The sequence below is a fragment of the Nitratireductor alexandrii genome, assembly GCF_004000215.1.
GTDB lineage: Bacteria > Pseudomonadota > Alphaproteobacteria > Rhizobiales > Rhizobiaceae > Mangrovimarina > Mangrovimarina alexandrii.
Genome location: NZ_RBVY01000002.1, coordinates 99,658 through 119,338, shown reverse-complemented (window position 1 = coordinate 119,338; position 19,681 = coordinate 99,658). Strand labels below are relative to the sequence as shown.

General features: G+C 65.6%; 17 protein-coding genes and 1 tRNA gene. 2 read left to right on the top strand and 16 right to left on the bottom strand.

What is annotated here, in order from left to right; genetic code table 11:
• Nucleotides 1–22 precede the first annotated feature (22 nt).
• From EP380_RS04245 to EP380_RS04210, 8 genes are all read right to left on the bottom strand, one after another.
• Complete coding sequence (locus EP380_RS04245) at nt 23–757, bottom strand: phosphorylase family protein (protein ID WP_127596950.1); 735 nt, start codon at nt 755–757, stop codon at nt 23–25.
• Nucleotides 754–1,605 carry a carbohydrate kinase family protein gene (locus EP380_RS04240; protein ID WP_164749757.1) on the bottom strand — a complete coding sequence of 284 codons (852 nt, stop codon included), beginning with the start codon at nt 1,603–1,605 and terminating at the stop codon, nt 754–756. The genes EP380_RS04245 and EP380_RS04240 overlap by 4 nt, the downstream gene beginning before the upstream one ends.
• The gene (locus tag EP380_RS04235) at nt 1,598–2,173 is read right to left on the bottom strand and encodes a cysteine hydrolase family protein (RefSeq protein ID WP_127596946.1); all 576 of its coding nucleotides are present in this window, start codon (nt 2,171–2,173) and stop codon (nt 1,598–1,600) included. The genes EP380_RS04240 and EP380_RS04235 overlap by 8 nt, the downstream gene beginning before the upstream one ends.
• Nucleotides 2,170–3,069, bottom strand: a complete 900-nt coding sequence (locus EP380_RS04230) for an ABC transporter permease (protein ID WP_238719725.1) — start codon at nt 3,067–3,069, stop codon at nt 2,170–2,172. The genes EP380_RS04235 and EP380_RS04230 overlap by 4 nt, the downstream gene beginning before the upstream one ends.
• Nucleotides 3,066–4,148, bottom strand: a complete 1,083-nt coding sequence (locus EP380_RS04225) for an ABC transporter permease (RefSeq protein ID WP_127596944.1) — start codon at nt 4,146–4,148, stop codon at nt 3,066–3,068. The genes EP380_RS04230 and EP380_RS04225 overlap by 4 nt, the downstream gene beginning before the upstream one ends.
• Nucleotides 4,141–5,691 (bottom strand): ABC transporter ATP-binding protein, encoded by a 1,551-nt coding sequence (locus EP380_RS04220; RefSeq protein ID WP_164749756.1) that lies wholly within the window; start codon nt 5,689–5,691, stop codon nt 4,141–4,143. Before EP380_RS04220 ends, EP380_RS04225 begins: the two co-directional genes overlap by 8 nt.
• 104 nt (nt 5,692–5,795) lie before the next feature.
• Entirely contained in the window at nt 5,796–6,830 is a 1,035-nt protein-coding gene (locus EP380_RS04215; protein WP_127596940.1) for a BMP family lipoprotein, read from the bottom strand.
• A gap of 35 nt (nt 6,831–6,865) precedes the next feature.
• Nucleotides 6,866–7,654 carry a GntR family transcriptional regulator gene (locus EP380_RS04210; RefSeq protein WP_127596938.1) on the bottom strand — a complete coding sequence of 263 codons (789 nt, stop codon included), beginning with the start codon at nt 7,652–7,654 and terminating at the stop codon, nt 6,866–6,868.
• 450 nt (nt 7,655–8,104) lie between these two features.
• Here EP380_RS04210 and EP380_RS04205 point away from each other — a divergent pair.
• Nucleotides 8,105–8,181, top strand: a tRNA-Met gene (locus EP380_RS04205).
• A gap of 420 nt (nt 8,182–8,601) precedes the next feature.
• The gene (locus EP380_RS04200; protein WP_164749755.1) at nt 8,602–9,831 is read left to right on the top strand and encodes an ATP-binding protein; all 1,230 of its coding nucleotides are present in this window, start codon (nt 8,602–8,604) and stop codon (nt 9,829–9,831) included.
• Between the two features lie 533 nt (nt 9,832–10,364).
• Here the strand turns inward: EP380_RS04200 and EP380_RS04195 are convergent.
• From EP380_RS04195 to EP380_RS04160, 8 genes are all read right to left on the bottom strand, one after another.
• Nucleotides 10,365–10,919 carry a GNAT family N-acetyltransferase gene (locus tag EP380_RS04195; protein ID WP_127596933.1) on the bottom strand — a complete coding sequence of 185 codons (555 nt, stop codon included), beginning with the start codon at nt 10,917–10,919 and terminating at the stop codon, nt 10,365–10,367.
• Nucleotides 10,916–11,224 carry a type II toxin-antitoxin system TacA family antitoxin gene (locus EP380_RS04190; RefSeq protein WP_106573347.1) on the bottom strand — a complete coding sequence of 103 codons (309 nt, stop codon included), beginning with the start codon at nt 11,222–11,224 and terminating at the stop codon, nt 10,916–10,918. The genes EP380_RS04195 and EP380_RS04190 overlap by 4 nt, the downstream gene beginning before the upstream one ends.
• 518 nt (nt 11,225–11,742) lie before the next feature.
• Nucleotides 11,743–13,473 carry a hydantoinase B/oxoprolinase family protein gene (locus EP380_RS04185; RefSeq protein WP_127596931.1) on the bottom strand — a complete coding sequence of 577 codons (1,731 nt, stop codon included), beginning with the start codon at nt 13,471–13,473 and terminating at the stop codon, nt 11,743–11,745.
• 10 nt (nt 13,474–13,483) lie between these two features.
• The gene (locus EP380_RS04180; RefSeq protein ID WP_127596929.1) at nt 13,484–15,523 is read right to left on the bottom strand and encodes a hydantoinase/oxoprolinase family protein; all 2,040 of its coding nucleotides are present in this window, start codon (nt 15,521–15,523) and stop codon (nt 13,484–13,486) included.
• Between the two features lie 160 nt (nt 15,524–15,683).
• The gene (locus tag EP380_RS04175; RefSeq protein WP_127596927.1) at nt 15,684–16,694 is read right to left on the bottom strand and encodes a dipeptidase; all 1,011 of its coding nucleotides are present in this window, start codon (nt 16,692–16,694) and stop codon (nt 15,684–15,686) included.
• Nucleotides 16,695–17,801, bottom strand: a complete 1,107-nt coding sequence (locus EP380_RS04170; RefSeq protein ID WP_238719724.1) for an ABC transporter ATP-binding protein — start codon at nt 17,799–17,801, stop codon at nt 16,695–16,697.
• Nucleotides 17,798–18,823, bottom strand: coding sequence for an ABC transporter ATP-binding protein (locus EP380_RS04165; protein WP_238719723.1), 1,026 nt, complete (start codon nt 18,821–18,823; stop codon nt 17,798–17,800). Before EP380_RS04165 ends, EP380_RS04170 begins: the two co-directional genes overlap by 4 nt.
• The gene (locus tag EP380_RS04160) at nt 18,820–19,674 is read right to left on the bottom strand and encodes an ABC transporter permease (protein ID WP_238719722.1); all 855 of its coding nucleotides are present in this window, start codon (nt 19,672–19,674) and stop codon (nt 18,820–18,822) included. The genes EP380_RS04165 and EP380_RS04160 overlap by 4 nt, the downstream gene beginning before the upstream one ends.
• Between the last annotated feature and the right edge of the window lie 7 nt (nt 19,675–19,681).

Below are 19,681 nucleotides of genomic sequence, written 5' to 3'. Positions count from 1 at the left end.
CGGGCCGGCAAGCCGGCCGCGTTTAAAGGGATGTGATGGCGCTGAGCGCGGTCGTGAACAGCCGGTGCTCTGCGGCGGCCATCGCCTCCGGCTCCAGCTTGGCGCGTGTCACGCCGTCGACCGTGCCAACGCACAGGCTGGTGAAGCGGACGTCGAGCGCGGCCGCGGCATTGACCAGCGCCGAAGTCTCCATGTCGGCGGCGACGACACCGCGCTCGGCGAGCATGGCGCGATTGGCATCGACCCGCGCCTGGGTCGGTGCATCGAGCGCGAACATGTCGCGATAAAACGCGTCGAAGGTGGCGAAGGTGCCGGTGTGGAGTTGAGCGTCGCCGGCTGCGACCGCCGTGGCCACCGCGCGGTTGAGGCCTGCGTCGGCGCGCTGCGCCTCGACATCGTCGACATAGGACCGGGATGTCCCTTCGAAACAGGCGATGCGGTCGCTGAGCACGAAATCGCCGGGCGCGACCGGCGCAAAATACATCGCCGTGCCGATGCGCATGAAGCTTTTGACGCCGAGATCTGCCAGTTCGTGCAGCACGACGGTGGCGATCGGCGCGCCCATGCCGAAGGCGACCGCCGTCACCTTTTTGCCGGCATAGGTTCCGGTCACCGATTTGAGGCCACGCTTGACCGGCATCGGCCGGGCGTCGTCGAGCAACAGCGCAATGCGGTCGACCCGGTCGGGATCGCCGGCCAGCAACGCCCTGTCGCCGACATCGGCTTGCGAATAGCCCAGATACCAGGCCGATTTCATGAAAGGCTCCTTTCTGCGCGACCGCGGACCTCGAGCATCTGCCGGGTCGCCTCGGCCGCGACCTGCGCGGCGGCGTGCGGATCGCCGTCTTTCAAATATGCGCCGATGAAGGCGCCGGCGAAGGTGTCCCCGGCGCCGGTCGGGTCGGAGACGGAAACCGGATCGGCGGCGACGAAACGGCTTTGCCCATCGACGCCGACCTGATAGCCGCGCCGGCCCATCGTCTCGATCACGATCGCGTCTTCGCGGGTACCGGCTGTGATCAGGGCGCGTTCGGCCTGGTTGCAGAAGATGACGCTCGCGCGCGCCGAAAGCCGTGCGCACAGGGCCGGCGTGAAACAGGTCGGGTCGTTCTTGGCCACCCAGTAGAGTCTCGCGTCCGGCCCGACGAGATCGAGGATTTCGGCAAGCAGATGCCCCGGCCCGACGGTGACGCACACATGCGCCGCCTCGGCGAGGTGCTGGCGCTGCACCGGGGTCAAAGCCTCGCGGCCGGCGAAACCGGGATCGTAGAGGCAGATCGAGGTCCCGTCCGCTTGGTAGAGCATCAGCGAGATCGGCGAGCGCGGCGCGTCGATCCTGGCAAGGGCGTCGGTCGCCATGCCCGCCTCTCCGGTCATGCGCACATAGGTATCGCCGGCCTGGTCGGAAGCGACCCAGCTTATCGGGGTCGCCCGATGACCGCCGCGCGCCAGCGCCGCACCGGCATAGGCCGGCGAGCCGCCGAGCCGCGGCCAGGCACCGGGATCGCGAAAGCGGATCTGCGTCGTGCTGTCGCCCGCCACCGTGCCGTCGAGCAGCGCGGGGTAATCGAGGCTGGCATAACCGGTGATGACCACCTCAGCCATCGGAACCGCCGGCAAGCTGGGACAGCGCCTCGTCGAGCTCGACGACATGACCGAGATAGCGGTCGATGTCTTCCAGCGAGGCTGCCTGGAGATTGGCGCGGTTGGAGTTGGTGGCCTGGCGCGGCACCACCACCCTAAAACCGTTGGCGAAGGCGTCCTGGGAGGTCGCGCGCACGCATACATTGGTCTTGACGCCGCAGATGATCGCGGTCTCGACGCCGTTTTCGCGCAGCATCAGGCCGAGATCGGTGGCAAAGAACGCGCTGTAGCGGCGCTTGACGATCTCGACCTCGCGCGGCGCGTCGGCGAGCGGACCGAAACCCTCGAAATAGGCGGCGTCGAAACCACCTTCGAGGCAATGCTGGGGCAGGCGCTTCTGCTCGAAGTCGACGAGCCCACGGCGATGGCGGTCGAGCGTGTGGACGATCAGGCGTTTGCCGGTGCGGGCGGCGTCCAGAAGCCGGCGGACCGGCTCAATGGTCTCGCCCGCGGCCGGATAGTAATTTTCCCCTTTCGGATGCAGGAAGGAATTCTGCATGTCGATGACGATCAGTGCGGGCTCGCTCATGCTTGCGCCTTTCTTTTCAGGTTCCAGGCCGTCAGGCACAGGCCGAGAATCACCATGGCGTATGGCAGGGTGCCGATCAGTTGCGGCGGCAGGCCCACCGTTTGCAGGCGGATCTGGGTCGCATCGAGAAAACCGAAAAACAGGCACACCAGCGCCGTGCCGACCGGGCGGTTGCGGGCGAAGTAGAAGGCGGCGAGCGCGATGAAACCGCGGCCGGCCGTCAGCCCCTCGTTGAACAGCCCGATCGAGGCCAACGCCAGGTGCGCGCCGGCAAGACCCGAATAGAACCCGGCGAAGGCGGTGCCCAGATCCTGCAGCGACTTTTCGCGCAGCCCGACCGCGCGAGCGACGTGCGGGGCGTTGCCGGCCGCGCGCAGCCGCAGGCCGAGACGCGTATTGGCAAGCAGGAACGGCAGGGCCGCCACACTCAGCCAGGCGAAGACAGTGAGCGGGTCGAGATCGGCGAGCACCTCGCCGACGAGCGGCAGCGCGGCGACGGAATCGGGCAGCAATTTGGGCAGCAATTCCACATCGGGCATGCGCAAGGTGCCGCTGGCGTCGAAGCCGACATTCATGATGAAGCCGACGAAACCGGCAACCAGCACGTTGAGGCCGAGACCGGCGATGATCATGTTGGCGCGGGCGCGGGTGATCGTCAGCGAAAACAGATAACCGATCGCCGCCGAAACGAGGGCCGCGGCCAGGACCGCGACACCCCAGGAGCCCGTGGCCGAGGAAACGATGACGGCGACGAAGGCGCCGGCGAGCATTTTGGCTTCCAGCGCGATGTTGACGATGCCGCCCTGGCGGTTGACCAGCCCGCCGATGGCGGCAAGCAGGATCGGCGTGGCGAGCACGACGGAGGTGGCCAGAACCTGTTCGGCAATCTGCATCATGAGGCCCGTCCCCGCCGCAGCGACAGGCGGCCCAGTTCCATCACCGCGAAGATCATCACCGTGCCCTCGATCACGTTGACGATGTCGAGCGGCACGTCGGAAAACAGCTGAATGGTGGTGCCGGCCGAGGCCAAGGCGCCGAACAGCACGGCCCCGAACACGATGCCGAAGGCAGAATTGCGGGCAAGCAGCGCCACCGCCATGCCGGTGAAACCGTAACCGGCGGAAAAGCCGTCGGAGAATTTGTGCACCTGGCCGAGCGCGTGGCTGGCGCCGCCGAGCCCGGCGACGATGCCCGAGATTGCCATCACCAGGACGATGGAGGCGGGGATCGCAATGCCGACGGCACGCGCGAAACGCGGGTTGAGGCCGACCAGCTTGGCCTCGTAGCCTGCCGGTGTCCAGCGCGCCCACACCCAATAGGCGGCAACGCAGGCGAGCCCGATCAGAAAGCCGCTGTGAAGCGTCGAGGGCGGCATCAGCCTGGAAAGTTCGGCCACGTCGTGAATGGTGTCGGTGGTGTTGTTGCCGGAGGTTTCCGACAAGAGCAGCGTGTTGACCAGGAAGCCGGACAGGCCCAGTGCGATGAAGTTGAGCATCAACGTCGACACCACCTCGTCGACGTCGAGCCGCGCCAGCAACAGGCCCGGCACGTAGAGCCAGACCCCGGCAACCGCCATCGCGGCCACCATGGCGAGCGGCGCGATCGACCAGCCGAACGCCACCGGCAAAAGGGCGCCGGCGGCGGCCGCCGCCAGTCCCCCGAGCACGAAAGCGCCGTCGACGCCGACATTGAAGACGCCGGAGCGAAAACAGATCGCCGTGGCAACGGCGGTGAACAGAAGCGGGGTCGCGGCCGACAGGGTGGCGGCAATGCGCCGCGACGACCCGAAACCCTCCGACAGCATCAGCGCGTAGGTGTCGAGCGGGTTTTCGCCGATGAAGGCCAGCACCACCGCGCCGACGAAAAACGCGAACAGGACCGGCAGCGCGAAGCGCGCAATGTCGCCGGCCATGCGTTCGAGCGCCGGCATCAGGCTCGGCCGGCCGGCCCCCGGCTCCGCGGTTGCATCAGCCATTGGCCGCCTCCCCGTGACTGTCTTGCTGCAGCATCAGCCGGCCGATCGCCTCCGGCGTCGCGGTTTCGTCGGCGATCTCACCGACGATGGCGCCCTCGGCCATCACCACGATACGGTCGGACAGCGCGATCAGCTCGTCGAGTTCCTCCGACACCAGAAGCACGGCGCCGCCGCGCGCTGCGAAGTCGCGCAGGATCGCATGAATGGCGGCGATGCCGCCGAGATCGACACCGCGCGTCGGCTGGGCGACGACGAGCAGCGCCGGCTCGGTCGCGATCTCGCGGGCAAAGACGAGGCGCTGCTGATTGCCGCCCGACAGGCTGGCGACCGGATCGGACAGGCGGCCGAAACGCACCTTGAGCTGGGACAGGCGGCGGAAGGCCTCGGTCCGCACGGCGCCCAGGCGGCGGAACGGACCGCGGCGGAAAGCCGGCGCGCGCTGGCTCGCAGCCATGACGTTATCCTCGATCGACGCGCTCTTGGCCAGGCCCTCATGCGCCCGGTCGGGGCTGATATAGCCGAGGCCCGCGGCGCGAAAATCGGCATTGTCGCGGCCGGCGAGCGCGCGCCCGTTAAGGCCCACCGCGCCCGAAGACGGCTTGCGCAGGCCGACGACGCACTGGATGAACTCGTCCTGGCCGTTGCCGGCAATACCGGCCATGCCGACGATCTCGCCGGAGCGCACCTGAAGATCGACCGCACGGACCGGATGGGAACCCGCGATCGCTGGCGCGCTCAGCCCCGTCACATCGAGCACCGGCGCGCCGGCAGCGGCGCGCACAGCGGCCGCCGGCGGTGCGACAGACGCGGCCTCGCCAACGATGTGGCGCGTCATCGTGTCGATGTCGGTCTCGTCGATGCGGGAGGAGGCCACAACCCGGCCGCGGCGCATGATCGTCACGCGGTCGGCGAGCGCGATCACCTCGCGCAGCTTGTGGCTGATGAAGACGATCGACGTGCCCTGATCGCGCAATTGACGCAGCAGCGTGAACAGGTCGTCGGCCTGCTGCGGGGCCAGCACCGCCGTCGGCTCGTCGAGGATCAGCACTTTCATGCCGCGCTGCAAGAGCCGCAGGATTTCGGTATATTGCTGGATGTGGACCGGCGCGGTGCCGGCACGGCGGTCCCAGTCGATCGCCAGGTCGGTCTTGGCCGCCAGGGCATCGCCGGCCGCGCGCGCCGCGCGCCAGTCGATGTGGCGGCCGAGCGGGAGCGCGGCCGTCACCGGCTCGTGGCCGAGGACGAAATTCTCCAAAAGGGTCAGTTCCGGCGCCAGCATGAATTCCTGGTGCACCATGCCGATGCCGAGACCGAGCGCCTGCTCGGGGTCGCGCAGCCGGATCGGCCGGTCGTTGAAGACGATGCTGCCGGCATCGGGCTGTTCGAGCCCTTGCAAGAGCCGCATCAGGGTCGACTTGCCGGCGCCGTTCTCGCCGACGATCGCATGAATCTCGGCCGGAGCGACCTCCAGCGTGATGCCGCTATTGGCCCGCACGGCGCCGTAGCTCTTGGCGACGTCGCGCGCGCCCAGCCGCACGGCCACCGGCGCGGTGCTATGATTTCGGATGTCGGCCAAAACGGTTTACCGGGCTTTTTGCAACGGGAAGAATGGCCGGGCGTCGCACGCCCGGCCCAGACGGCGATCGATCAGTTGTAGAAGTCGGGATAGCCCTTCTCGGTCACGTCCCAGACCTCGACGGAACCGTCGACGATGCCGGCCTTCAATTCCTCGACCTTGGCGAGATAGGCGGCGGGAATGCGGTCCTTGGTGTGCTCCATGTCGGACAAGGCCACGCCGTTCTCCTTCAGGCCGAAGGTCAGCACCTGGCCGCCGGGAAACGCCCCGCCGGCATAGTCCTCGAGGATCTTTTCGACCGCCACGTCGACGCGCTTGACCATGCTGGTCAGCACATGGCCGGGCGCCATGGAATCCTGGTCGGTGTCGACGCCGATCGCGTAGCGGCCCTCCGCCTTCGCCGCCTCGATGATGCCGATGCCGGTGCCGCCGGCGACCTGATAGACGATGTCGGCGCCCTCGGCGAACATCGCCTTGGCGAGCTGTTCGCCCTTGGCCGGATCGCCGAAGGATTCGGCATAGGCGACCTTGACGTCGATATCCGGATTGACCGCCTTGGCGCCCTGGATGTAACCGACGATGAACTTGTCGATGCCCGGCGACTTGACCCCGCCGATGACGCCGATCACCGGATCGGCGTTGATGCCCTCGATCGACGTGTCGGTGGTGACCTGGGCGGCGAGCGCGCCGGCCAGATAGGAGCCCTGATGCTCGGCGAACACCACCGAGGCGAGATTGGCGCCCTCGCGGGTCTGGTTCATGATGACGAAATTGGTGTCGGGATAGTCGGGCGCGATCTTCTGCATCGGCTCGCCGTGGATCCATTCCAGGCTGACGACCAATCCGAAGCCGCCATCGGCGGCGCGGCGCATGATCTCCTCGCCCTGGGCGACGACATCCTTGGATTCGATCGGACGGCCCTCGACGCCGGTCTTTTCGAGCCCGGCCTTGAAGCCGGCATAGGCGGTGTCGTTCCACGAGCCGTCGCCGAGACCGCCCTGGGCGATGATCAGCGCGGCCGGGGCCACGTCGGCGGCCCCCGCCTGCGGGGCGGCGACGGCACCCAGAACGGTCGACACGGCAAGCAGTTTCGTCAGGTTTTTCATAAAATTCCCCTTTTCCATTGGCTCCAACCTTTGGTTCAGAAATCCGCTCCCGCAGCGACGATGCGCAGGCCGGAGCCGGCATGGCGCTCGCCACGGACCAGATGGGTGTCATAGGTGTAGAAATCGGCGCGATAGACCGCTTCGACGGCCTCGACCAAAAGATTGTCGGCCGCGTAGCTGGTCCGGAACACGACCATGACCGGGCTCGGCGCAGTCACGGCGAGCACGGCGCATTCCGACGCCGTCGCCAGCCGCGCGGTGACGCGCTCATGCGCCTCGCGCACCGCCAGGCCGGCGGCCTCGAAACGGGCGTAGAGCGAAAAGTCCGGATCCTTAAGCAACGCGGCCGCGCCGTCGCCGGCAAGACCGATGCGCTCGCACACGGCGGCCGGGATCACCGAGCCATGGACCGCGCACGGTTCGCCGTCGATCAGGCGCACGCGCTCGAGCCGACGCGCCGGCGCGGCGACGCCGAATTGCTGCGCCTCGGCGTCGTCTGCCGAGCGAAAGGCGAGCAGGCGCTGCTCGGAGCGGTGCCCGTCCTGGCGCGCGGTCTGGGAAAAGCTCAACAGATGGCCGGCCTTGCGGTGCAGCGAGCGGTTGGCGACGAAACTGCCCGCGCCCTGGCGTCGGGTGACGAAGCCCTGCGAGACAAGCTGCTCGATGGCGCGTACGACGGTGCCGCGGCTGACGCCGTTGGTCGCGCAAAGCTGCGCCTCGCTCGGCAGCCGATCGCCCGGCTTCAAGACGCCGCCCTCGATGCGCGCACGCAGCTCTTCGGCGAGGACGAGATAGCGGGGCGTGCTGGCGGCCATCGGTTTCATGCCATCACGGTAAAATAGACTAGTTGACTAGTCAAGTTTGAAATTATGGTCTTCCCTCGTGCGGGATCTCGCCCGCCCGTGCCCTCTCCCGCTTCCCGCAAACCGCCGGCCACCGGCCCGGCCGAGCCGCCATCCCCTGGGGCGCGGCGCCCGCCGCCGGCCGGTTCGCTTGCGACGTCGTCGATCGCGGCCACGTCCACTGCCGCCGCGCGCGGCGCAGCAAGGCCGCCCTGCCCGCGCGAGCGCCGCCGGCCGAGCCGGACAAGGGGGCGGACAAGCGGTTCGAAGACCCAGCCCACGGGCCGCCGCCCGCCCTGGCCACAAAAATTCGCCCGCGGTCGCCGTCGCGGGCGAAAGCTTGCTTGACAGGCTTGCCGCGGCGACCCTATATCCGCCCAACCTTGCGGTTCGGGCCTGCCCGGACACCGCGCCGCCTCGCGGCGTGAACGGGGCGGAGTAGCTCAGCCGGTTAGAGCAGAGGAATCATAATCCTTGTGTCGGGGGTTCGAGTCCCTCCTCCGCTACCAAAAATCATCAATGATTTCAGATAGATAAGTCTAGCATTTTTAATCGACAGCCGGCGTGAACGGCGCTCGGTGCCGTTTTGGTTAACACGGGCGTGCGCTTGGACGCGACGGGAGACTCCAATCCGAGGCGTCTTGGCTCTCTTGAGGTTGTTGTTGAGACCGTCAGCGCCGAGCTCAAAGTTGATTGTATCGTCTATAAGCTATTCGACCTAACGGGCAATGAGGTCACGCTCTGGGAACGCGCGATTTGATGGTTCCTGTTCCCACGCTGATTTCAGCTTGGCGTTCGACAAGTATTCCGGGGATTGTGAGGGACGAGATCTATTCGTTCATGACGGCGAAGTGTAGATTTCTCGCATGACGGGTCATTTGGATACAATGCGTGCGGTCCTTTCAGAATCCGAACACGACTTCGGAATCATGCTGGGTAAGGTCTTGTCGCCCTCCCAGCCGCTCCAGTCGGAGGAGTTTCTCAGGGGCCGAGAAGAACAGCTTCAAGGCATAAAGCGCGCGCTATACCAAGCAGGTAGACACGTCCTGATTCACGGCTTGCGCGGGGTCGGCAAGTCATCTCTCGCCCAGACCGCCGCCTTCAGCCTGTCCACGGACATGGACCCGATCATCATGGCCTGCGACGACAAGAGCACGTTCGGCAGCGTCATCAGGGAGATGTTCGACGGCGCGGTGACGAACAATCCGCTCGTGGAGAAACGCATCAGAGAGGCGGGCCTGAGTTTCTCGAAACTCGGGATCACGCTCGGCGGGAAAGAAGCGACCCAGGAGGGCAAAGCGAGCGCACCGGGTTCGGTGAACGAAGCGGTCCGGTTGGTCCAATTCCTGTGTGAGAGCTACACGGTGAAACCCGTCATCGTGATCGACGAGTTCGATCAGCTTACCGACAAGGACGAACAGCAGTTCTTCACCAACTTCATCAAGCAGGTATCAGACAGGCACGTTCCGGCGCACTTCATATTCTGCGGGATCGGCGAAAGCATCGACGCCATCATGTCCGCCCACGCGAGCGCAGATCGATACTTCCACACGGTGGGACTTGGCCAGCTTCCGTGGGAAGCGCGCTATGAGATCGTCAACGGGGCAGCCGAGCGGCTTGGCGTCACAACGGACGAGAATACCGTCATCCGGATCGCCCGCATCAGTGATGGCTTCCCGCATTATGTCCACTTCGTCTCTGAAAAGCTGTTCTGGAGAGTGTTCGAGGCGCAGAACGGTGGCCGGATCACGCCCGAACTTTTTGGGTTTGCCATGTCGGATGCGGCTTCATCGATGGACATGAAGCTGCGCGGGCCGTACGAAACCGCCACGCAGAAATACAACAACGACTACGAAGCCGTGCTCTGGGCTGCAGCGGACGGGCACGAGATGAAGCGGCAGAGTTCTGCCATCTACGAGTCTTATCTGCGCATCATGCGGGATCGCCCCGAGGAAGCCTTGGATCGCGCCAAGTTCAACCAGCGCATCAACAGGCTGAAGCAGCCCGCCCACGCCAGCATCCTCACAGGCAGCAGACAGGGGTGGTACGAGTTCACCGAGAAGATGATCCGTGGGTACGTTCGGCTCCGAGCAGAGCAGGCAGGCGTCGTTCTGGAGGTCGACCATCCGGCAATGAAGCGGCGTCTCCGGACTTTCTGAAGCCTCACAGGCAACATACCATACGACCCCCGAAATTTGGTGATTTGAGGACAGCGGCTTGAAGAAATGTCCCCGTTGTTGTACGCGGGGACATTGATCGAAACCGTGAGACAATCACAATTTTCCGGTTCGAAGATCAATGACTTAGCGGCTGTCAGAGGACATCGTCCCTCCTCCGCTGCCATTTTTCCTTTTATTCTAGATAGTTAAGACAACGTCACACCCCACAAGTGTTAGGATCTCGTTGGAAGATCACGCCTCTGAGTACGGCGCGTGGATACACTCCAGACGCTCTTGCTGGCTGATCGAACGCGCTGCGGCCAATGGCCGTGCACCGGCCCCGCCCCGCGCCCTCACACCGTTCGCGCGTTTTTTGCGTCCCTATCGATGAACTGCGGGATGATGTCGCCGAGCGTCGGCGTCGGCGCCTCGGGCGAGCCAGGAACGGTGACGTCCCCAGACGCGGTGTAGCTGGTTAGCGCGATGGTCTGTCGCGATCCGGACCAGTGCCGACCTGCAACGAATTGACACCACTACGCAGATGATGCGCCCAGTATCTCCTGAATGGTTGCTACAGGAAGGAACATTCTGGGCGGATCGGATTTGAAGGGTATAAAGCCGTAGCCCTCGTAGAGTTTCTTGCGGCGGGCGGTCAGACCGGGATTTCCATCGTCAAGAACATCAAGCACGACTACGGCGATCCCCAAGCTTTCAGCGGCGAACGCGATGCGCTGCAACGCATCCACGAGCAGATCACCTCCATAGCCACGTCCTGTATATCTTTGATCAACGCCGATCATGGACATGTATGCGGCTGGGATCGACCCATGGCGCGGACGGGATCGGGCATAGGGCTTCGGCAGTTCCTGATAGTCGACCGCATGGGCATTGATCGCATAGAAGCCGATGACCTCGCCAGCTGCGCCAACCATGATATGGACGCGCAGATTGCCGGCCTTGGCCAGTTTGTTCGCGGTCTTTTTGAAGAAGTTGTCGACCTGCTCAACACCACAGGAAAAAGCCGCCCGATCATGTTTTTTAGGATCGAACGGCTCTATGATCAGCCCTGCATCGGCGGGCGAGGTCACTTGGAAGCGATACGCGATCGATGGCGCGCAAAGGCATCCCGCAACTTCGCAGTCGGGGCCGGCGGGTTGTCGAGTGCCAAGAAGAACGCGGCATGATCTGCCGGATCAAGCATGGTACGCTCATGCGTGGCAATCGTCTCCAACGCCGAGCTATAAGCGGCGTTCATCGTGAAGACAGAATCGTCCACTCCGCTCAGCGCCGCCGCTTGCTGGATCGCCTTCTTGATATGGGGCTTGGTACGGAAATTCATCCGTTCGCTCGCCCGCTCATCAATGGTTTTCGTGTGATCATGGAAAGCGCGCATCGTCGCCTCCTCAATGTTAGCTCAAAGATTATGTACGTCGCCATGGCGTACATGTCAACTTGGGGACGGCTTTTCTCTCTTGCCGATATGCCCGCCTCGCACCACTCCATCACCAGTTCGCGAGGCCAAGCCACCATAATGTTCGAGAAGCGGACACGGCGAGGAAAGCGCCCAATTCCTCCCATCGCAAAAGCCAAGAGCTGGATACTCCAATACCTATTGGCTTCAGGTCGCACCGGGTCAAAGAGATGCGTTGAGGTCCAGTTTGCGTCTGCGTCACAACAAGTGCCCGCACCGAAGACATGGGTGACGGTACGCATCCATCACACTGGCTGACGGCTCGTCCTCAAGACACGCCCTTCAGCCGGCTTCCGCGGCGCCGTGCTGCATGCGGCCGGCCTGACATTGGTGGTTCGGCGCGGATGCTCCGGGGCTGTGATGCGCGATCCCGCTTGCGGCTGTCCGGTCCTAATCCCGCTCCGGCTTCCGAGGACCTCGCCGCTGTTCGGCCTGGCCCGCTACCGCGCCGCACGCAGCCGCTGCGTGACGGCGCCGTCGACCCGGTCGCCGTCGATCTTCACCCCGTAGATCGCCTCGGCGTCCTCCCGGCTCAGCAGTTCGTCGAGCACGTCGCGCAGCACCCGGTCGGGCTCGCGCTCGAACGGATCGCCGAAACCGCCGCCCGAGGAGGATCTCATGCGCAACACGTCGCCGGCGCGCAGATGCAGCACCTTGATGCGTCCGACCGTGCGGCTTGCCTGCCCGGGCGCGTCGATTTCGGCCAGGCTGTTGCCACCGGGCGTGCCGCCGGCCACGCCCCACGGGCGGCAGCGGAACCGGTCGAGCCCGCGCACCGTGATCGCGGCGTCCGGGGCCCGGTTCTCGAGCTCGATCGCCACCGACGCGCCGCCGCGAAACCGGCCGTGACCGAAGCTGCCGGCAACCAGGTCGTGGCGGCGTAGGATGAGCGGCATCTCGCTTTCGACATGCTCGACCGGCGCGCTTTTCAAAACGGCGATCATGGTGTCGCTCGCGTCCACCCCGTCGCCGCGCACGCGTCCGCCGGAGCCGCCCGAAAACGGCTCGACGACGGCGACGCGCTGCCGCCCGTCGCCCGACGGGTTCCAGGCATAGCTGATGATCCCGGCCTGGCCCGCGCCGCAGGCGACGATGCCGCCGGGCACCGCCTGGTTGAGACAGCCCATCAAGGTGTCGTAGCTGCGCATCACCGCCACGAAGCGGTTGCCCATCGCGGCGGGAAAGGTGGCGTTCATCACGCTGCCGCGCGGCGCGCGGGCGCGGATGGGACGCATGATTCCGCCATTGACGGGAATGTCCGGCTCAACGGTGTGGATATAGTGGGTCAGCGCGAGGCACAGAAACGGGTGGGTGCGGTCTCCGGTGGTGAAGTTGAAGGCCGCGCGCACCTGCGGCGAGCTCCCGTCATAGTCGATTTCGGCCTCGTCGCCGCGAATGGTGAGCCTGCAGCGGAACTCGATATCGGCGCCGTTCTGGTCGCCCTCGATCCGGTCGGCAAAGCTGTACTGCCCGTCCGTCAGCCCCGAAATCGCGCGGCGCGCCTTCATCTCCGCGTAGGCCATCACATCCGCCACGCCCTGCTCGAAACCGGCGCGGCCGACCTTTTCGCACAGTTCGTTGATGCGCCGGTCGAGCAGGCGCATTGCCGCCATCATCGCCTCGAGATCGCCCCAGATCGCCTCGCCGATGCGCGAATTGTCATGCAGGATATCGACGATGTCCTGGTTCAGCCGCCCGGCCTCGACCAGTTTTTTCGGCCGAATCCGCAAGCCCTCCTGAAAACACTCATAGAGATCGGGGGAGATGCTTCCGGGCACCGCGCCGCCAATGTCGGAGGCGTGGATGAAAGACCAGGCGAAACAGGCGAGCCGGCCGTCGACGAAGATCGGCCGCGCCATGTGGATATCCATCATGTGGGTGACGACGCCGTCGGTGCGGAACGGGTCGTTCGAGATCAGCACGTCGCCGGGCCGCAGCTGCTCGGCGCAAAAATGCTTCAGCAGGCCGGCGATCGTCTGCCCGCTTCCCGTCACGACGCCGGTCTGCATCGGATAGGCAAAGAAATACCCGTCCAGATCGGCCACGGCGACCTGGAAATCCTGGGTCTGCTTGACGAAGGTCGTATGCGCGGTCCGGTAGGCCAGCGTGGCCGCCTCCTCGGCCATCGCGGAGAACCGGTTCTTCATGATTTCGGTCTGGACGGGATCCATCGCTTGCTCCCTACCGTCGTTCCATCTCGAGATTGCCGAGGCCGTCGACGCGCGCCCGAAACCCGTCGGGAACCAGGATCGTGGCGATTGACTGCTGCACGATGGCCGGGCCGTCGCAGTGCCAGCCCGTTCCAAGGTCGTGCCAATTCCACACCGCCACACGCCGCCAGGAGCCGTTCAGCCGGATATCGCGCTCGCCGGCCGGGACAGCCGCGCCAAAGCGCTCGGCAAGCATGCCCGCCGCCGGCCGCGCGCGCGGCCCGATCGTGCGTACGCGCAGCGCGTCGATGCTGACGGGAGCCTGGCGGTCACAATAATCGAACAATCGTTGATGCTGGTCGTGGAACGCCGCCTCGGCGGCCGCGATCGACATCGCGCCGGCCTGCGGCGCGGACACGTCGACGGATATGGTGAAAGACTGGGCGGCGTAGCGCATATCGGCCAGATAGACGTGACGCACCGCGGCCAGCTCCGTCACCTTTTGGGCGGCAAGCCACCGCCTGCCCTCCTGCGCGAGGGCCGCAAAACCGACAACGAGCTCGTCGGTGCCGAGCCGCTGACCGTGCACGGAGCGGACCGCGTCGTGCATCATGTCGGACACGAGGCCGCCGAAGGCACAAAAGACGGAGGGAATGCGCGGCACCACGACGCGGCGAATGCCGACCTCCTCGGCGAGCAAAGGGCCGTGGATGCCGCCGGCGCCGCCGAATATCATCATGGTCAGGTCGCCGGCGCTGACGCCGAGCCTGGCCAGGAACGGCGTGATCTTGGCAAGCATTTCGGAGGTGGCGACCGCCACGGCGCTTTCGGCGACCTGCACGCTGTCGAGACCGAGCCGCTCGCACAGCGGCTGCAGGGCCCGCACCGCCAGGTCCCGGTCTAGCCCCAAACGACCGCCCAAAAGCCCTTCGCCGGGCAGATAGCCAAGCAGGAGATAGGCATCCGACAGTGCCGGCTCGTCGCTGCCGAGACCGTAACAGGCGGGCCCCGGCGACGAACCGACGCTGCGCGGACCGACTTTCAAAACGCGGTCGTCGAGCCCGATGACGGAGCCGCCGCCCGCCCCCATCGCCTCGACCGCCGTCACCGGCATCATCAGCGGAAAATCGCCGACTTCCGCCTGCCCGGTGGTGGTCGGTCGCCCGCTCTCCACCAGCGACACGTCCACCGACGTGCCGCCCATGTCGAAGGTAAGCACATGATCGATACCGACATGCTCGGCGAGCACCTGGGCCGCGGTCACGCCGGCGGCCGGGCCCGAAAGCAGCGTGTGGATCGGCAGCCTGCGCGCCTCGTCGACCGACATGATGCCGCCGTTCGACTTGGTCAGATAGAGGCGCGCCTCGGGGTAGCGTGAACGCAAAAAACCGTCGATCTCGTGCAGATAGTCCTGCATGAGCGGCTTCACATAGACGTTAAGCAGGGTCAGCACGGCGCGTTCGTATTCGGCCTGTTGCGGCCACACCTCGTGCGAGGCCATCACCTCGAGCCGGGGAAACTCGCCGCGCGCGATCTCCAGCGCTCTCACCTCGTGTTGTTGATACCGGTAGGCGTTCACAAAGCAGATCGCGGCGCCGGCCAGGCCGCGATCGACAATTGTGCGCAACGCCCCGCGCAGACCGTCCTCGTCGAGCGGCCGGTCCTCGGTGCCATCCGCAAGGATGCGGCCGGCAACGGCGAAGACGTTTTGGCGCGGGACAAGCGGCCTGGCTCTCCGGTTAAAGAGGTCGACCGGCTTGTCGAGACGCAGCCGCGCCAGGCCGAGAATGTCGCGAAACCCTTCCGTGGTGATCAGTCCGACCGGAGGCTGCGAGCGCTCTATCACCGCATTGGTGCTGACGGTCGTGCTGTGCACCACGGTCAGGGGCGCCCGATTAGAATAGCCGAGCTCGGCGACGATCTCGTCAATACCCCGCTTGACCGCCTCGGCGAAATTCGGCCGCGAGGTGGGAATCTTGCGGCTTTCGATCTGCGCGTAGCCGTCGCCGTCATCCTTCCAGACGGCGAAATCGGTGAACGTGCCGCCGATGTCGATGCCGATCCTGAGCATACCGCGCTCCCAAAACGCCGGTCACGATCTCGTATCCGCCCCGGCGAGCGGCTTGCGGGATCGCGGCGGCGGCTGCGCCAACGATTGGCGATGTTTCGGACTGGATTGTCGACCGCCCGCAACGACCGCAAGGCCTTTGCGGGCGGGATCGACCGCGCCGTCAGTTCTTCCAGACGTCGCCGAGAACGCGCAGCCAGTTGCCCGACATCACTTTCTCGATATCGCTCTCGTGGTAGCCGCGGGCGCGCATCTTGTCCCAGACCAGCGGCGTCGTGGAGATCGTCTCCATGCCCTGGGTCGAGCGGTCCTCATAGGTATACCAATCGCCGAGCACACCGGTGACGTTGGGATAGAGACCGTTCGGCCCCCACATTTTCTGCCAGGCGTCCTTAGTCTGGCCGATGTCCTCCGGCAGGTCGCTGGCAAACGCCACATGCTCGATACCGCCGACCTTGACCAGGTGATCGAGGTGATCCAGGTAATCGTCGAGCGTCGGGCGCTGGTCCCAACGCACGACGGGCGCCCAGGTGACGGCGCCGATCAGGCCGCCTGTCTCGGCGACGCCGCGGATCATTTCGTCGGTCTTGTTTCGCGGGCTGGGGCACACGGCATAGGCGTTGGCATGGCTGAAGACCAGCGGACGCTTGGCCGCCGCCAGATAGTCGAGGCTCGTGCGGTGGCCGCAATGCGACAGGTCGACCAGAATGCCGAATTCCTCCATCGCCTCGAGCCACATGCGTCCGGCCTCGGTGATGCCGCGGTCGCCCATATCCGTGAAGGACGCGCCGTAACCGAATGCGTTGCGCTCGTTGTAGGTGGGCTGGATGATGCGCATGCCCAAGGCATGAAAGCTCGCCAGCAGCTTGACGTCGGGCTCCGCCATCAAGGTGTTCTGCGCGCCGAGAATGACGCCGACCACGCCCTTGTCATGGGCGGCGACGATCTGGTCCACGGTCGTGACGACGGTCGCCAGTTCGGGCATGCCCTCGATCGCGCGGCGCGCCTCTTCGAGTTGCAGCAACGCGTCGTGAAGATGCGCGCCCGGCCTGATCGCCGTCAGGTTCATCGCCGAGATGCCCCCTTCCAGCGTCCGCTTGAGCTGACCCGGGGTGACCCCGGCGCAATTCAGCCCATCGATAACGATCGGGCGCGTTTTGGTTTCGGCACTCATCTATACCTCACTTGCATCTTGACTGTTGTGGATGGTTGGGAGCTGCTGGCGGGTGCGCGCGGCATAGGCTGCAACGCGCCGCCGCGCGGCGGGTGAGAGAATGTCCAGCGGATCGGGCGAGCCTTCCCAATCCGGCAGGTCGGCGGCCCTGTGACAGGCGACCGCGGCATCCGTGCCGATCTCGGCAAGGGTCGGCTCTTCCTTGCGGCAGCGGTCGACGGCAAACGGGCAGCGGGGATGGAAACGGCAGCCCTGGGGCAGGTCGATCGGGTTGGGGATTTCGCCCGACAACGCCATCCGGTTCAGCCTTTCGCGAGGATTGGGCTGCGGTATCGCCGACAGGAGCGCCCGCGAGTAGGGATGGCGCGGCATGGCAAAGAAATCCCGCTTCGGCGCGGTTTCGATGATCTTGCCCAGATACATCACCGCGACCCGGTCGGAGATGTGTTTGACCACCGCCAGATCGTGCGAAATGAAAAGATAGGACAGGCCGAGCTGCGCCTGCAGATCGCCCAAGAGATTGATCACCTGAGCCTGGATCGAGACGTCCAGGGCCGAGACCGGTTCGTCACACACCACAAGCTGCGGTCGAACGATCAATGCCCTGGCGATCCCTATCCTTTGCCGCTGCCCGCCCGAAAATTCGTGCGGGTACCGACCGGCATATTCGGGGGCGAGCCCAACCTGCCGCATCACCTCGTCGATGCGCGCCCGGCGTGTCGCCTGGTTTCCGAGATCGTTGACGATCAGCGGCTCCTCCAGCGTCTGCCAGACCGTCATCCCGGGATTGAGCGAGGCGAACGGGTCCTGAAAGATGATCTGCATATGCCGCCGGAAACGCCGCAATGGCGCCCCGCGCAGTCCGCCGATGTCGCTGCCGTCGAAGCGGACGGTTCCCGCCGACGGTTCGATCAGGCGCATGGCGAGCCGCGCGGTGGTCGACTTTCCGCATCCGCTTTCGCCCACCAGCGCCAGCGTCTCCCCGCGTTTCAGCGAGAAGGACACGCCGTCGACGGCCCGCAACACCTGCTTGCGCCGGGTAATCAGCGATTGGGAGATCGTATAGGTCTTGGACAGGTCGCGTACTTCCAGAAGCCCTTCGGTCACGATTGGCCCTCCTCGATTGGCGCCTTCAGGCAGGCAACGGCGTGCCCGTCGGCCACGGCCGTCAATTCGGGCCGCTGCCGGGTGCATTCCTGACCGCTGAAGACGCATCTGGGATGGAACCGGCACCCCGGAGGCATCGACGCAACCGGCGGCACCACCCCGTCGATGGCCAGCAGCCGCGTGGCGGCCTGGTCCATGCGCGGGATGCTGCCGAGCAGACCGAGCGTGTAGGGGTGCTGCGGGTCGGCGAACAGCGCGTCGCAGCTCGCCTTCTCCGCGATGCGCCCGGCATACATGACGGCGACCTCGTCGGCGACCTGCGCCACCACACCCAGGTCGTGGGTGATCAGAACGATCGCCATATTGGTCTCCTGCTGGAGATCGCGCAGAAGATCGAGGATCTCGGCCTGGACGGTCACGTCGAGCGCCGTCGTCGGCTCGTCGGCGATCAGCACCTCCGGCTTGCAGGACAACGCCATGGCGATGGCCGCGCGCTGGCGCATGCCGCCCGACAATTGGTGCGGATATTCGTCGAAACGTCTCTCCGCCGCCGGCATGCGCACCTGCACCAGCGCCTCGATGGCACGGCGGCGCAGCACCTCGTAGGACGACTTGCGGTCGTGCGCGCGCATCGCCTCGACGATCTGGAAGCCGACGGTCAGAACCGGATTGAGGCTCGTCATCGGTTCCTGGAAAATCATCGCGATACGATTGCCGCGGATCCGTCGCATCTCGGCCGGCGACACGTCGAGCAGGTTTCGTCCGGAAAACTCGATCCGTCCCTCCAGCCGACAGGGCGGCGGCACCAGCCCCATCACCGACAGCGACAGCATCGACTTGCCGCAACCGCTTTCGCCGACGATGCCGAGCGTCTTGCCGCGCCGTACCGACAGGTCGACGCCGTCGACCACCGTCACGCCGCCGGGTCGCGAGCCGAGCGTCGTGCGAAGCTGCTTGATCGACAGGATCTCGTCGTGCCGTTCGACACCGGCGCTTGGCCTGCTGGTCATGGTCAAGCTCATCGGCCGTCCTCCCCGGACAGGCGGGGATCGAGAGCATCGCGCAGAACGTCGCCGATCATGTTGATCGCCAGAATGGTGGACGCGATGGCGATGCCCGGAAACACCGAGGCGGCCCAGGCCAGGCTGATATATTTCTGGCCCTCGCTGATCATGCCGCCCCATGTGGGCGTTGGAGGCTGGATGCCGAGCCCCAGAAAGCTCAGCGTCGCCTCGATAAGGATCATGCGCGACAGCTCGTAGGTGGCGAACACGATGGTCGCCGACAGCACGTTGGGGCCGATATGCCGGAAGATGACACGCATTGCCGGCGCGCCGATCGCCCGGGCGGCCTCGACATACTCCATTTCCCTGACCGAGATCACCGCCGCGCGAACGATGCGGGCGAATTGCGGCCAGCCGGAAACGCCGAGCACCACGATCAGGGTGAGCACGGACGAGCCGACGACGGCGACCACCGCGATCACCAGCAGGATCACCGGAAAGGCGAGCTGCATGTCGATCAGGCGCAAGACGAGCGCATCCGTCCTGCCGCCGTTATAGCCTGCGACCAGACCGACCGTCGTACCGATGCTGCAGGAGATGACGACCGCGGCGATGCTGATCAAAAGCGTCGCGCGCGCGCCGTAGATGATGCGCGACAGGATATCGCGACCAAGCTGGTCGGTTCCCAGAAAATGCCCCTCCGGTCCACCCAGGAAGGACGGCGGCGCGAGCCTTGCCAGAAGGCTCTGCTCGGCGGGATCGTGCGGCGCCAAGAGGCCCGGCGCGAGCGTGGCCAAGAGGGCCAGCCCGACCACGATCAGGCTGGTGACGGCCACCGGCGAGCGCAGATGGCGCATAAGCGAGCCCAAGCGCCTG